The sequence below is a fragment of the Pseudomonas sp. MS01C9 genome (genome assembly GCF_058202755.1).
Genome location: NZ_CM177073.1, coordinates 5,896,697 through 5,910,931 on the forward strand (window position 1 = coordinate 5,896,697; position 14,235 = coordinate 5,910,931).

Annotated in this window: 15 protein-coding genes; 1 reads left to right on the forward strand and 14 read right to left on the reverse strand. The window is 64.9% G+C overall.

Features of this window, described 5'->3' with window-relative positions; translation table 11 throughout:
* Positions 1–10: 10 nt before the first annotated feature.
* From AC1M7R_RS26405 to AC1M7R_RS26435, 7 genes are read right to left on the reverse strand one after another with little or no spacing between them, the layout of a single operon-like run.
* Complete coding sequence (locus AC1M7R_RS26405) at positions 11–658, reverse strand: DNA repair protein (protein WP_072398770.1); 648 nt, start codon at positions 656–658, stop codon at positions 11–13.
* A 15-nt stretch (positions 659–673) separates the two neighbouring features.
* Positions 674–2,365 (reverse strand): putative porin, encoded by a 1,692-nt coding sequence (locus tag AC1M7R_RS26410; protein ID WP_490610125.1) that lies wholly within the window; start codon positions 2,363–2,365, stop codon positions 674–676.
* 39 nt (positions 2,366–2,404) lie between these two features.
* Positions 2,405–3,112, reverse strand: a complete 708-nt coding sequence (locus tag AC1M7R_RS26415) for a TonB C-terminal domain-containing protein (protein WP_072398772.1) — start codon at positions 3,110–3,112, stop codon at positions 2,405–2,407.
* A gap of 2 nt (positions 3,113–3,114) precedes the next feature.
* Complete coding sequence (locus tag AC1M7R_RS26420; protein ID WP_072398773.1) at positions 3,115–3,540, reverse strand: ExbD/TolR family protein; 426 nt, start codon at positions 3,538–3,540, stop codon at positions 3,115–3,117.
* A gap of 10 nt (positions 3,541–3,550) precedes the next feature.
* The gene (locus AC1M7R_RS26425) at positions 3,551–5,356 is read right to left on the reverse strand and encodes a DUF2341 domain-containing protein (RefSeq protein WP_072432080.1); all 1,806 of its coding nucleotides are present in this window, start codon (positions 5,354–5,356) and stop codon (positions 3,551–3,553) included.
* A 17-nt stretch (positions 5,357–5,373) separates the two neighbouring features.
* Positions 5,374–6,978 (reverse strand): ShlB/FhaC/HecB family hemolysin secretion/activation protein, encoded by a 1,605-nt coding sequence (locus tag AC1M7R_RS26430; protein WP_072432081.1) that lies wholly within the window; start codon positions 6,976–6,978, stop codon positions 5,374–5,376.
* A 26-nt stretch (positions 6,979–7,004) separates the two neighbouring features.
* Complete coding sequence (locus AC1M7R_RS26435; protein ID WP_072398776.1) at positions 7,005–7,607, reverse strand: transposase; 603 nt, start codon at positions 7,605–7,607, stop codon at positions 7,005–7,007.
* Positions 7,608–7,922: 315 nt separating this feature from the next.
* Between AC1M7R_RS26435 and AC1M7R_RS26440 the strand changes: the two genes are divergently transcribed.
* Positions 7,923–8,600 carry a Crp/Fnr family transcriptional regulator gene (locus tag AC1M7R_RS26440; RefSeq protein WP_072432082.1) on the forward strand — a complete coding sequence of 226 codons (678 nt, stop codon included), beginning with the start codon at positions 7,923–7,925 and terminating at the stop codon, positions 8,598–8,600.
* A gap of 170 nt (positions 8,601–8,770) precedes the next feature.
* Here the strand turns inward: AC1M7R_RS26440 and AC1M7R_RS26445 are convergent, their stop codons facing one another.
* From AC1M7R_RS26445 to pdxH, 7 genes are all read right to left on the reverse strand, one after another.
* A complete protein-coding gene (locus AC1M7R_RS26445; protein ID WP_072432083.1) occupies positions 8,771–9,160 on the reverse strand; it encodes a putative zinc-binding protein in 390 nt (129 codons plus the stop codon).
* Positions 9,160–9,630, reverse strand: coding sequence for a ubiquinone anaerobic biosynthesis accessory factor UbiT (gene ubiT, locus AC1M7R_RS26450; RefSeq protein ID WP_072398779.1), 471 nt, complete (start codon positions 9,628–9,630; stop codon positions 9,160–9,162). Before ubiT ends, AC1M7R_RS26445 begins: the two co-directional genes overlap by 1 nt.
* A complete protein-coding gene (locus tag AC1M7R_RS26455) occupies positions 9,624–10,514 on the reverse strand; it encodes a U32 family peptidase (RefSeq protein WP_072398780.1) in 891 nt (296 codons plus the stop codon). The genes ubiT and AC1M7R_RS26455 overlap by 7 nt, the downstream gene beginning before the upstream one ends.
* A 10-nt stretch (positions 10,515–10,524) precedes the next feature.
* On the reverse strand, positions 10,525–11,520 hold the full coding sequence (gene ubiU, locus AC1M7R_RS26460) for a ubiquinone anaerobic biosynthesis protein UbiU (RefSeq protein ID WP_072398781.1): 996 nt from the start codon (positions 11,518–11,520) through the stop codon (positions 10,525–10,527).
* 82 nt (positions 11,521–11,602) lie between these two features.
* The gene (locus AC1M7R_RS26465; RefSeq protein ID WP_490610126.1) at positions 11,603–12,865 is read right to left on the reverse strand and encodes a molybdopterin molybdotransferase MoeA; all 1,263 of its coding nucleotides are present in this window, start codon (positions 12,863–12,865) and stop codon (positions 11,603–11,605) included.
* A complete protein-coding gene (moaB, locus tag AC1M7R_RS26470) occupies positions 12,847–13,401 on the reverse strand; it encodes a molybdenum cofactor biosynthesis protein B (protein ID WP_072398783.1) in 555 nt (184 codons plus the stop codon). The genes AC1M7R_RS26465 and moaB overlap by 19 nt, the downstream gene beginning before the upstream one ends.
* Positions 13,402–13,492: 91 nt before the next feature.
* Entirely contained in the window at positions 13,493–14,140 is a 648-nt protein-coding gene (pdxH, locus tag AC1M7R_RS26475) for a pyridoxamine 5'-phosphate oxidase (protein WP_072398784.1), read from the reverse strand.
* Between the last annotated feature and the right edge of the window lie 95 nt (positions 14,141–14,235).

Below are 14,235 nucleotides of genomic sequence, written 5' to 3' on the forward strand. Positions count from 1 at the left end.
ATCCTTGCTTTCAATGAGTAATCGAGGCCTGGGGGGCGTCGAAACGGTTCTTGTAGAGATCGTCGCCAAACCCTTGGGCCAGCTCTTCGAAACGTACCCGGGCCTTGGCCGCGAACGGCTGGCGAATCTTCATGACATCGGTGACGTCGATGGTTTCATAGGCGTGCAGCAACGACTGGGCGACTTCGTACATCTGCTGATTCTTGACCGAACATTGCTGCACTTGTGTGTCACGTTCGGCCAGACGGGCCTCCAGGCGGGCGCGCTCGGCCTCCTTGCCACGGGCCAGGGTCAGCAGCTCGTCGTAGGCTTTCTTGAATTTGCCGATCTGCTCATTGCTGGCGGCCACCTGGGCCTGGGCCTGGCTCTGCAGGCTTTCCTGGCGCCCGGCCAGTTGTTCGTTCAAGGCCTGGGCCTTGTTCAGTTGCGCGGTCAATTGCTTGACCTGCGCCTGGGCCTCCCTGGCCTGGCCTTCGGCCGCCTGTCGGGCCGCACTGGCCTGGGCCTGCTCGCTTTGCAGGGCTTGCAACTGGGCCGTGGTGCTGCGCAGTTGCGCCCGCAGCCGTTCCTCCAGGCCCTCGCCGTGGGCACCGCTGTTCAATAGCAGGCCCAGCACCAGCAACGCGGCTGGGCATGAACCCATGGCTCGCCTTTTCATGAAGCCTCCCTGCGCTTAGAAGCGCGTGTTGATTTCAAGCTGCAGAACGTCGATATCGTAGGGCGCGCCATACACCGCCTCGGCACTCAACCAACGGCCGGTGGCGAAGACGTTGCTGGCCAGGCCGTAGTTGCCACCGAGGAAGTAGCCTTTGGCGTTGGTGCCGCCCAAATGGAACGACGAGTCGTTGAAACCGTCCGGCAAGGCATCCGGCTGGATGTACTTGTAACCGGCGAACAGGTTCCAGTCGCCCTCGCGCTTGAGCTCCAGGGCGCTGCCCAGGGTGAACTGGAGCATCCAGGCGTTGGCGCCGCTTTCCAGTTCGCCACTCTCGTCCAGGTTGTTGGCGAACTGGCCTTCGGAACGCTTGCGCATCTCGCCTTCGTCGTAGCCCAGGTTGTGTACGTAGTTGGCCTGGCTGCGCAGTTTCAAGTCCTCGGGCAGGTCGGCATCCCAGACCAGGTTCAGGTCCAGCAGGTTGAACTCCGACGCCAGGCCGACGTATTGCGGCTGGGGCGTGGTGGACGGGTTGAGCGGGTTGGGCGTGATGTCGCGCAGCAGGAACACCGTGTTGCCCTTCTGCATGAAAGCCACGCGAGAACCGTCGCTGTCGCACCCGGGGTCACCGGCCCACGGCTGGCACGGCGAGGAGCGCTTGCCCTCGATGTCGTCGAAGCGGTAATAGGCCAGCGCACCCTTGACCCGGTTGCTGTCGTTGATCGCCCAGTTCGCCCCCAGTTGCGCACCGTAGAGCCACTTGTTGTCGCTCTCCTCCTTGTCCGTGCCATTGCTGGTGCTGGTGTCATTGGTGTATTCCACCGGGAACGCGCCGACGGTGCCGAACAGGCCCCAGTCCCGATTGAGCTTGCGATTGAAGATCGCCGCCACCCCATCGAAATTCAGATCGCCGGAATACAGCATGTCGGTGGAGAAGAACGGATTCGCAACCCGCCCCCCGGTCAGGGTCAGTTCATCCGATGCCTTCCAGGTCAGGTAGCCCTGATCGAGCCAGATGTCTTTCTTGCCGAAGCCACCGCCCAGGGTCTGGGTGGTGGACACCGGGTTATTGTCCGAACCGGTACCGATGCGGATGCCGGCGGTCCATTGCGGCGCAATCACCGCCTTCATCCCCAGGCGCGCCCGCAGGCGGAACAGGTTTTCCCGATCCTCGCGGGTGTTGAGCAAGGGCGGCAGGCTGGAGCTGCTGTTGGGATTGACGTCGTACGGTCCCTTGTCATTGAGCCGGGCGAAGTCGACGATCTCGTTGCTGTTGTTGCCCGAGTAGTAGCGCGACTCGTCACGCAGGCGAATGTCGCCATCGAAGCTGATGCGTGACACCCAGTCCGGGAACGTGTTGGGCTGGGCCCAGTTCTCCTGCTTGGCGGTGGCCATGACTTCAGCCTTCACCTGATCGCGGATCTGCTCGCGAACGATGTTCGGCACGTATTGCACCCGTACGTCCCCGGGCGCCCCCACCGGTGCCGCAGCCACCGCCGTGGCGGCCTGGCGGGCCTGCACGGCTTCGCGCTCGGCCTGGGCGATCAGCCCATCGGCCTGGTCCTGCTTGAGTACCCCCTGCTGCACCAGCAGGCGGATCAGATTGATCGTGGCGTTTTCCGAGGGCGCCGCAGCGGCGACCGCCTGCCCGGCCAGACCCAGGACTACCAGGCCGACCCTCCACGACAATCGATTCACATTGGAAATCATCTGCACACAACTCCTGTTGGCAAACTTTCAAGCATTCGGTTAACCCGGACGCCGCCCTTGCAAGGACAGGCGCACGGGCAATGTCAGGGAAGCCGGTGGCCGCTCGCTCAGATGAGGTGAGGCGCGCAGGGCCGAAATCACTTGTTCATCCACTTGCCGATTGCCGCTGGACTTGACCAGCTCGACCCGTGTGATCTCGCCGACGGCACTCAGCCAGACGTCAGCCTGTAGGGAAAACGCCAGGCTGCGCAGCTGCGGGTTCTCCCGCAGCAGGCGCTGGAAGGTGAAGGCCAGGAACTGGCTGTAGGTACCGTTGCCCAGGCGCCCGCCTCCAGCACCGGCCATGCCACCTCCCTTGCCGGCGCCGATATTGAAAGCGTCGTTGCCGGACTGGGCCTCGCCGTCCATCTGCATCGGGTTCGCCAGGTCGTCCACCGGCGAAGGCGGGGCCTGCTCTTCAGGCTTGACCTCCTCCGGCTCCGGGGTGGGCTCGGGCTCCACCACCTTTTCCTCCACCTGTGGCTCCGGTTCCTTGGGCTTCTCCGGCGGTGGGGGTGGAGGTGGGGGCGGCAGCGCAATGATGGTCGGGACCTTCGGCGCCTCGCGCCGCACGCCGCTCATGTCGTTGGCCCACTGCCACAGCAGCCAGGCCGCCAGGGCGCCCAGCGCCAGGCCCGCCGCCCACTTGAGCAGGCGCCAGGGCGAGGTCTTCACCGGGGGCGGATCGATGGGGAGTCTGGCGGTCATGGTCAGCCCTGGCTCGGTTTGCCGGTCACCAGACCGACCTGGGACAGTTCCAGGCGCCGCAACAGATCCAGCACCTCGATGACCTTCTGGTACTGCACTGTGGCGTCACCACGCACGATGATCGGAAAATCGGGGCTCTGGGCCTTCTCGATGCGCAGGCGTTCCTCCAGTTCCGCCAGGGTCACCGGGTAGGCATCGAGGAACACCTGGCCGCCATCGTTCACCGAGATCGCCTTGGTCTTGGCTTCCGACAGAGACACCGAGGCACTGGCCTTGGGCAGGTTGATCTGGATGCCCGACACCTGGGCCGTGGCCGTGAGGATGAACATCACCAGCACCACCATGAGCACGTCCACCAGGGGCGTGATGTTGATGCTGTCCACCGCGGCGTCATCGTCGTCATCGTGCGAAGCATTTACGCTAGCCATCGCGATTCCCTCAGGCCGGTACGGACGTTTGGTTTGGGTGGTGGTGATCCCGGCGATGGGCCGCTTCGCCGGACTGCCCTTCCCCGTGCATCTCCGCCAGGCGCGTGATGAATTCATCGACGAACACCCGCATGTCGGCACTGACTTCTTTATTGCGGGTGATCAGGCGGTTGTAGCCAAACAGCGCGGGGATCGCGACGAACAGGCCCATGGCGGTGGCAAGCAGTGCCGCGGCCATGCCCGGGGCGATGGCATTGATATTCACATCACCGGCCATGGCCGTGCCGAGGAACACCACCATGATCCCCAGCACGGTGCCGAGCAGGCCGATGTAGGGGCCGCCGGCGATGGCGTTGGACAGGGTCGAGAGTTTCGAACCCAGCGCCTGGTTCTCGCGGGTACGCACGCCGTCCATGGAACAGCGGATCGCTTCGATGGTGGCCGCCGACACCGACGAGGTATCGGCGCCCTGTTCGCGGCGGGTGCGGATTTCCTTCACCGCCACCAGGTACAGGCGCCACAGGGAGGAATGTTGCAGGCGCTGGGCGAGCTCCTGATCATCGGCGAACATCTCCAGGCGCGTGCCAACCCGGGCGAACTGCTCGCGAAAGGCCGTGTTGGCCGCGCTGAGGCGACTGACCATGCGGTTCTTGCGGATCATGATGATCCACGACTGGAACATCATCAGCACCAGCACCCCGATGATCACCCAGGCGTCCAGGGGCACGGCGTTGAGCAAAAAGCCCAGGCTGCCGAAACCGAAGCCGGATTGCTCCTCATCCACGCCATAGGCCACCAGCTTAGACTCGGCGCCCTGGGCATTGGCATCGGCCAGCAGCAAGGGTGCCGCACGGGCGACCTTGGACAGGCGGACCTCATCCATGGCGCCGCTCAAAGGCGCCAGGGCACCGGCGGCAACATCGGCCCCCAGGGCGATGGGCGAATTGAACACCGGCATCGGCGCCGCCAGGCTCGCGGTCTCACGGCCGTTGACGTACAGCACGATCCGATCCCCGGACGCGGTCACTGCCAGGTGCTGCCACTGCCCTGGGTTCAGTGGCTGGGTGGAGACAGCGCGCAGGCCATCGACCGCCACGAACGGTACCCCTTGGTTCACCCCGATCAGGAGGTTGGCAGCCGCTTCGCGCCGGGCCAGGACCACCTGTTCGCCGCTGGCCTGGTCCTGGCGCAACCAGGTGCTGAAGGTGAACGCCGCGCCAGCGTTGTGTTGCAGTGACGGGCTGGCCGGCAACAGCAGCGGCTGGCCGTTGAATTGCAGCGCCCGGCCGACCACGCCATCGATGCTGGTACCCACCGCGCCCTGGGCATTGTTGCCATAGGCCGTGGTGTCCCGGGGCGGCACGCCGGTGGCGCCGTCGAAGTGATACAGCGCGGTGTAGTCCGGGTCGAAGGTCAACTGGCCGCTGCCGGTGGCCGCTGCCTTCTGGTTGCCGTAGTACATCCACAGGTCCTGGCGCTGGCCGCCCTCCACGCTCGGCACATCGACCCAGATCAGCGCCATGCCCATCAACGGGTCGAAGCTCTCGATCTGGTGGTTGAGCACGGTCTTGTCGTCGGCACTGACGAAGCGCAGGTCCGAACCGTCTTCCTTGACGCCGTCGAAGGTGAAATTGCCGGTGTGCAGCCGCACCAGCAGCGCGGTGCGCCCCAGGGCCTGGGCGATGGCCGCGCCCTGGGGCGTGGTGTCCACCGAAATCTGTTTGCGGTAGTGCCAATCGTCCTGCCACCAGGCGTTGGCCGTCGCCGGAAGCACCAGCCCCAGGCAGATCAGCAGGGATAACAGTATGCGTTGCATGGACATGACTCCTGGGTTCAAAACGTCGCTTGCAGGTTGAAGTGCAGGCGTGATTCCTGTTTCGTGGTGTTCGGTCCGTCGAGCAGCGCAAAGCCCCAGTCGAGGCTGCCGGACAGCCATTTGCTCAAGCTCGCCCGGGTGCCCAGGCCGACGCTGGCCAGGCTGTAGTCGGCCTCCTGGTCGGGCAGTTCGTCGCGCAGGTACAACTGCGCCCCCTCGGCGAAGGCGTAGAAGCGCCATTCCTGGACATAGCTGCCGAGGAACTTCGCCATGGACGGGGTACGCAACTCCTGGGACAGCAGGTAGCCGTCATCCCCGGTGCGCTCGGCTGCCAGGTAACCGCGTACCGACGTGGCGCCTCCGGCGGAGAACTGCTCGTTGGAAACCAGCGGCCCGGAGGCCAGCTGGAAAGCGGCCTTGGAGGCGCTCTGCCAATCGCCGGCGAAGGTGAAGGTGTAGTTGCCGTCGCCCTTGAGCACCGCGAAGCTGGGACTGGCTCGATAGCGCTTGTAATCGAAGTCTTCGTCGGAACTGCCGTAGCCCAGCAGGCTGCGTGTGCCCGCCACCAGGCTCAGGCCAAGACCCAACTGGCTGCTTTCGGTGTAGCGAAGCCCGTTGTAGGCGAAGGTGAATGGCGCGTATTTGAGCGGTGCCTTGTCGCTGGCGCCCCCCAGGCTCAACTCCTCGTCGAAATCCTTGAAATCCACTGCGATGGAAAAGGTATTGGCCCAGGCCGCGCTGGACGGCAGGCTGTAGATCGCCGAGACCCCGTAGGAATGCCCCTTGCCCAGCACGTTGCTGCCGCCGACGGTGGCCACGTTGCTGTCGGATTGGTAGCCGGAGAACTGCACGCTCCAGCGCTCGTCCAACGGCGCGGTGTAGGACCCCGACCAGACCTTGGCGTTGTCGGTGTCCTGGGGCGCGGTGAAGAAAGTCAGCGAAACGCTGTGGCCCAGCTGCCAGAGGTTGTTGTAGCCCAGGCTGGCGACTGTCCGCAGTTTTTCGGTGTCGGCGCTGTAGTCGTTGTTCAGGCCAAGGCTGGCCTGCCAGGGATCCTGGTCCTCCACCTGCAGATCCACATCCATGGTGCCGGGCCGCTGGCCTTCGCGGACCAGGGGCATCACCTGGCGCCCCGGGGTCTTGTTCAACTGCGCCAGCTGTGCCTGGACCCTGGCGAAATCCGGCACTTCACCTTCCTTGAGAGCCGGGACGTCTTCGCGGATTTCCACCGGGGAGTAGTGCCTGGCCCCCACCACCCGCACCCGGCCGACCTTGGTCTCGCTGACTTGCAGGTAGACGATGCCGTCTTCCACTTTCTGCTCCGGCAGTTCGACGAACACCGACTGATAGCCGCGGGCCTGATACACCTTCTGCAGGGCCTCCCGGGCGCCTTCGATATCGCTCAAGGTCTTTTGCGGACCGAGAAACGGGTACACCGCTTCCTCGATGGACCGGGCATCGAGCACTGTGTTGCCGCGCACGAAATACTCGTTCACGTCCACCAGGCGGGCCGGCGTCGCCTCAGCCTGGGATCCTTCCTGCGCAGCGAAGGCCGATGGCCCGCCGACGGCCAGCAACAGCCAGCCCCACAGCGCCGGCCGTGACTTGAAGAAATGCTCCACACCACCCCCTGAATTCAAAGTACCGCTCAATTGCTGGCTGTCGATGTCGTGGCGTGCCGGGCCAGCCAGGTGTGCAGCAACGCGAAGTTCAAGGAGAACTCCGGCATTTGCAGCAAGGCGCCACAGAACACTTCACCGATGATTTTCTGGATGAGCCGCACCGCTCGCGCATCGTCCAGCAGCGTGGCGAGGTCCTTGCTCAAGACGTTGAAGTTCCAGACCTTCTGGTTCAGGTCCAGGCCGACGAACCAGCGGAACAGCAGGTTGTAATTGAGTTGCTCGTAGAGTTGCCGCTCGCTGGGCACCGAATAGAGCAGTTGCAGCAAGAGAATGTGCATGGCGGTCTGGGGTGCGATCCGCATCCCGGCATCGGCGTTGAGGCCTTGCAGTACGTCACGATGCTCGTCCAGCAGATCGTCGATCTGTGGTCGCAGCAGGACCAGCGAATGGCCCTGCGGGATGTAGCTGGACACTTCCTTGAGTGCGCCCTGCCAGTCATCCTGGGAAACGATCCAGACCCACGGCGCGCCATAGCGATACACCGAGACCGGTTGCTTGCGCGCCGCCTCGACGATTTTCGACAGCCGCTGGTCGAGCTCCTGCATGCCCACTTTCGAATAACGTTCCATAGTTCCCATCGCCTCGCTCCCGGCTTCGCGCCCCGGCTCCGAAAGGCCTCGAAGGCCCTCTCGAACACGTCACACAGGCATGACGGGAATGGCGATGTGCTACCGAACTTTTGTCATGAAAGCTTCATGTCGTTTTTTCGATCCCGGAAAATCCCGGGCGGGACGGATCGGGGCAAGCAAGCGGGCCTGTCGGCGATGACGGCAACACACCCGATATGGGTACCGGGAGGATGTCTCCCTCTTCGGAGGTAGGCCTGCCGAGGCATAGGCCGAAGAGGCTACCGGCCCTACCATGGCGGTACGCGGAGGTACGCCATGTTGACCCACCCTTCCATCGTCCTACTGTTGCGCCGTCATCACCTGTTCAGCCAGCTGCCGGAGCGTGTCTTCGAGGAGGTGTGCGGCCTGGCGGTGCTCAAGCGCCTGGCCTGCAACAGCACGCTCATGCACCAGGGCGACCCGGCCAAGCGGTTTTTCCTGCTGGTCAGCGGCCAGGTCAAGCTGTTCCGGGTCACCGGCGAAGGCCAGGAAAACCTGGTGGAGATCATCCAGCCAGGCCAGACCTTCGCCGAAGCCCTGCTGTTCAGCCAGGCCCGCTGCTACCCGGTGAGCGCGTCGGCGCTCAAGGACAGTGTGCTGGTGAGTATCGAGGGCACCCATTACCGCAAGGCCCTGGAAGACCAGCCCAAGGTCTGCCTGGCGATCCTGGCGAGCATGAGCGTGCACCTGCATCAGCGCCTCAGGGACATCGACAACCTGACCCTGGCCAGCGCCAGCCGGCGGGTCATCAATTTCCTCTTGCAGGAACGCGACCCACGCGATGGTCGTCTGGTGCTCCAGGTATCCAAGCGTCTGGTGGCCTCCAAGCTGGGGATCCAGCCGGAGACCTTTTCGCGCATTCTTCATCGCCTGGTGGACGCCGGGCTGATCGCCATGGAGCGACGCAACATTCGAATCCTGGCCGAGGAAGCGCTGGCGGATTACCAGCAATAGCTGCGAATCCTCTACGCAAGGCATCCCCTCCCCCTGTGGCGAGAGGATTTATCCCCACTGGGGGCGCAGCGCCCCCCTCAACCGCCTGATACACCGCAGGCTCAGGCTTTGGGGCTGCTTCGCAGCCCAGCGGGGATAAATCCTCTCGCCGCAGGGGGTGTATGGGCCTTTTACTCGCCGCTCGGCCCATCGATATCATCAACACCAATCATCGGTATCAACCGTTCGAACAGCGCATCGCCCTCTTCTTGCGAGCACTCGACCCCGAAACGCTTGCGCCAGCCCAACTGACTCAGGATCACGTGCACATCCGCTTCCAGGTCGTGCTGCTGCAAGCACGCCTGGACGCATTGCAACGGGCAGCCATCCAAGGCAATGATCCGCCGCCCCGAGCGAGCCTTGTTGACTAGCGGCACCACATGCCCGCCGACCCCGACGATGCAGGACATCTCGGCCAGACCAGCGCGGTCCAGGCGCAGGGCCACGTTGTTTGCCAGTTGCGCAACGTTGGAGCAACCGGAGCAGGAATACACCAGGGGCAACGCGCTCGAAGGCTTCATTAAACGGTCGCCAAGCCCTTGCCCGCCCGCTCCAGATTGCGCCACAACCACGGCGGCAATACCTCCGGATCGAGGCTGTCGATCAGGTTCTTCACTGCCAGCCCCAGTTCGGTGTCACCCTCGATCACCAGTCGCCGGCGGAAGAACAGGGTGTCGGGGTCTTCCTGGCGGCTGGCCAGCAACAGGAACTCGCGCCAGTTGCCGCTGATGGTGACCTGGGCTTGCGCCCGCTCGGCGATGCACAACCCATCGCGACCCAAGGTCAGGTACCAGCACAACTTCAGGTCGGGAATCCGCAGGCACAACCAGCGCCCCCGCAGCACATCGAACCCGCCGTCGCGCAGCGGCTCGGCCAGGCAGCGATTGAGGGCCTGCTGCAATGCCAGGCGCTGCACCACGAAGGGAACCCTGCCCATCAGCGGCAGCAGTCGGTCGGCACCCTTGAGCAACCACTTCTTCGGATTCAGCACAGTCCCGCCTCCTCTACTTTCAACATGCCGGCCTGGCCGTGCCAGTAACCGTTGCAGCCTTCCACGAACAGCGGCGGCGCCTCGCCCTGGCGAACCCTGTCGAAGGCCCGGACCACGTCGGCCATGCCCTGGGCCCGTGGACTCAGGCGCAGCACATCCGCGCCACAGGCCATCAGTGCGTTGTAATCGGCCAACAGGTTGGTGGGCTCCCCAGACATCGTCTGGATGCCATTGAGGGTGAACAGCGACTGCCCCTCCTGGCTGCTCAGGGCCAGGCCGTCGGGATAGTTGATGCAGCAGAACTGGCAGTCGTCCTTGGGCCGGTTTTCCGCTCTCGCGGTGAAGCAGCGGGCCGAATAGGCCAAGGGCAGATGCCCATAGGAAAAGATCTCGACCTCAGGCAGCTCACGGTCCAGTTCCCGCACTTGCTCCAGCACATCGGCGATCAGCGCGGCAGAGCACTCCACCGGGGGTACCCAACGGAGCATGCCGCTGTCGAGCAGTTGCGCCAGGGCGTGACCGTTGTACAGGTTCAGCGCCGGGCCGCCCACGAACGGCAGCTTGCGCTCGGCCAGAAACTGCACCGCCCCCATGTCGTTGGCTTCCACCAGCAGTTGGCCGTTGTCGCACAGCCGACGCAAGGTGGAAAGCTCCGACGCCGCCTCGATCAGTGTCAGGCTCGACAACACGATCTGCGCCTGGCTGCATCCCTGCAGCTCACGGCCCAGGCCCAGCCATTGATCCAGGGAGAAGGCCCGGCGTTTCGAACAGACGGTTTCCCCCAGGTAGATCACATCCAGCGGCAACGCCGACATCTCGGCATAGAAGTTTCCAAGTTGCGTTTTGTCCCAGTAGAACAGGACCGGTCCCAGGCTGAGTTTCATCGGGCCTCCCTCATTGCCATGATCGGTGGTAGGCGCCCAGGGTGGTCTGGCTGCCTTCCGACAAGCCTGCCAGCACCTGGCGCCATTCTTCACGAACCCTGAACCGTTGCGGCGCGCTTTGGTGTGCATCCAGCGCGGCGCGCCAGACCCGGGTCACCTGTTCGACGTAGGCCGGGCTGCGCTGGCGACCTTCGATCTTCACGGCTTCGACGCCGACCGCCGCCAGTTCCGGCAGCAAGTCCAGGGTATCCAGGCTGGTGGGCTCTTCCAGGGCGTGGAAGCGCTTGCCCCCCACCAGGAAACGGCCCTTGCACAGGGTCGGATAGCCGGCCGGTTCCTCAGGGGTGTAGCGGTCGATCAGGACTTCACTCAGGCGGGCGCTCAAGCCTTGGGCATCTTCGCTCCAGCGCACCGCCTTGGCGGGCGAGCAGACGCCGCACAGGTTCGGCGATTCGCCGGTGATGTAGGAGGACAGATGGCAGCGACCCTCGGCCATGATGCACAGGCTGCCGAAACCGAAGACCTCGATGGGCACCGGGCTGCTCGCCGCCACCTGCCGCACCTGGGCCAGGGATAGCACCCGCGGCAGCACGGCACGGCGAATGTCATAGCGCTGGGCGTAGAAAGCCAGGGCCGCGGCGTGAGTCGCCGAACCCTGTACGGACAGGTGCAGCGCCAACTGTGGATGGCGCGCGCTGGCGTAGCCCAGCACGCCGGGGTCGGCCGCGATCAGGGCGTCCACACCGAAATCGGCGGCCCGATCCACCGCCCGCTGCCAGCGCTCCCACCCCTTGGGCTGAGGGTAGGTATTGACCGCCACGTACAGCTTGCGCTGGTGCTGGCGGATATGCGCGACAGCGGCATCGAATTGCTTGTCGTCCATGTTCAGCCCGGCGAAATGCCGGGCGTTGGTGTCATCGCGAAAGCCGACATAGACGGCATCGGCGCCTTGGCGCACCGCCGCTTTGAGGGCAGGCAGGTTACCTGCCGGGCAAACCAGTTGCATGGGGCATCCTCATGGAAGAACTGACAGCGTCGCCCAGTCTAGCCAGCCCCCGGACGAGCACCTTGACGGCAATCAATTGCCGTCAATGCATCAGCGCGGCGAACGGCAGGTACATCACCCGGTCGTGCTGATGCACCAGGGCATCGCGTTCCACCACCGCCAGTCCGTCGGCCCAGCAGGCGGCGGCGAGCATGGCCGAGCCCTGCTGCGGATGCAGCACCACGCTCAGGTGGCCGTTGGCGTCAGGGACCAGCCTGGCGCGCAGGTATTGCCGGCGCCTGTTGCGATGCTGCCAGTCAAAACCGGCTGGCAACTGCAACGGGACGGGCAGCACCTCGGCCAGGCCCTGGGCCCGGAACAGGAATGGACGCACCACGATCAACGCCGTCACCAGTGCCGCCGACGGATTGCCCGGCAACCCGATCCAGGGCTTGCCCATCACGTCGCCGAACGCCAGGGGCTTGCCCGGCTGGATCGCCAGGCGCCAGAGGTCGATGTTGCCCAGGGCTTCGATAGCTTGCTTGAGGTGGTCCTCCTCGCCCACCGACACCCCTCCCGAAGTCAGCAGCAGGTCACATTCGCCAGCGGCCAGGCCCAGGGCCTGCCGGCTGGCCTGCAACCGATCAGGCATCACGCCAAAATCATGCACCTCGACACCCCAGCCTCTCAGCAGCGCCGCGAGGCTGTGGCGGTTGCTGTTGTAGATCTGGCCGGGCGCCAATGCCTCCCCCGGCTCTCGCAACTCGTCGCCGCTGCTGAGCAGGCCCACCCGCAAGGGGCGATAGGCCTGCACATGAGCGATCCCGGCGCCGGCCAGCAGCCCCAGTTCCTGGGCACGCAGGCGCGTGCCGGCGGTGAACAGGCGTTCGCCCTGGCGCAGCTCTTCGCCCTCCTTGCGAACGTGATCGCCGCGCCTGACCGAGGGCAACCAGACGCGCGCCTCCTCGACCCGACAGCTTTCCTGGGGCACCACCGTGTCAGCGCCGGGCGGCAGCGGCGCACCGGTGAAAATCCGCACCGCCTGCCCTTCCCTCAATGGCATTCCCGGCTCATCGCCGGCGGCGATTCGCCCGGCCAGCGCCAGATAGCCACCGCCATCGGGCAAGTCAGCGGCCCTCAGGGCGTAGCCGTCCATGGCGCTGTTGTCCCAGGTCGGCACGTTCATGGGGCAGATGACGTCGCGGGCCAGCACCCGGCCCAACGCCTGGCCCAGGGCAACCTGTTGCATGGCCGGCGGCGGCGGGGCCTGGTCGAGCAGATGACGGATCGCCTCGTCCACTGGCACCAGCACGCCGCTGTCACAGGCGTGGGCGCATCCCCCGCCGCTCACGAGCGTGTCTCGCAAGCCGTCGGGGCACTCCCTTCCTGGGGCTTGAGGTGAGGCGTGAAATTGCAGGGGCCGGTGCGGCTGTCCAACTGCCCCACCAGGATCTGTTCCCAGCCGGTCCGACAGGCGCCCGGCGAGCCAGGCAGGCAGCACACCAGCACACCGTTGCTCATGCCGGCCAACGCCCGGGACTGCAGGCTGGACATGCCGATCTGCGCCAGCGACACCTGGCGAAACAGCTCACCGAAGCCGTCCACCAACCTGTCCAGCAAGGGCAGTACCGCTTGGGGCGTGTTGTCCCTTGGCGTGAAACCGGTGCCGCCTGTCATCAGCACCACTTGCACATCAGGCGCGGCGATCCATTGCGAGACACGGGCACGGATCTGGTAGATGTCGTCCTTCACCAGCCCTCGGTCGACCAGCACGTGCCCTGCCGCGTGCAGCAGATCGACGAGGGTCTGGCCGGACGTATCGGTGTCGAGGCTGCGGGTATCGCTGATGGTCAGCACCGCGATGTTCAAGGGTTGAAAGTGGCGTTGCGTCAGATGGGCCATTGGGATCAGCCGTCCTTTGAGAAAAGATGGCCCAGCCTGAACTGCAATCCTCGCCGGGCCTATTCCTCGTTGGAGGTACCTCCCCCGGCACTCAGGGTGCGAGGCGGCTGCGTTGCCAGATGCCCGCTCGCAGACGGTAATCGAGACGATCATGCAAACGGTCTGCGCGGCCCTGCCAGAACTCCAGTCGCTCGGGGCACAGGCAGTAGCCACCCCAGTGCTCGGGACGCGGCACCGGTTGGTCCGAAAAACGCTCTCGGACTTGTGCCAGCGAGGCCTCCAGCGCAAAGCGCCCCTCCAATGGAGCGCTTTGCGGCGACGCCCAGGCGCCGATGCGACTGGCCATGGGGCGGGAGTGGAAATATTCGTCCGACAGCACCGGGTCGAGCCTGTGGACCTGCCCTTCGACGCGTACCTGCCGCTCCAGGCCCGGCCAGAAGAAGGTCATGGCGGCCCAGGGGTTGACCGCCAGGTCCCGCCCCTTGGCGCTGTCATAGTTGCCGAAGAACACAAAGCCATCCTTGTCGAAGCCCTTGAGTAACAGCACCCGGGCATGGGGCCGCCCCTGCGGGTCGACCGTTGCCAGGATCATGCTGTTGGCTTCCACCGGCGGGCTTTCGGTGTCGCGGGCCTGTTGTATCCAGCGTTCGAACAGGGCCAGCGGCTCGTCCGGTGCCTGGGCTTCGTCGAGGCCATCGCGGGTGTATTGGCGGCGCATATCGGCCAGGGATAGGGGCATGGCAATGAGTTCCACTCTGGATTTGGCCCAGTGTGGATTTTGTGGCCTGGGGAAGCCTTGATCGTTGTCAATGCCGGCGCGCGGTCTACCTGCTC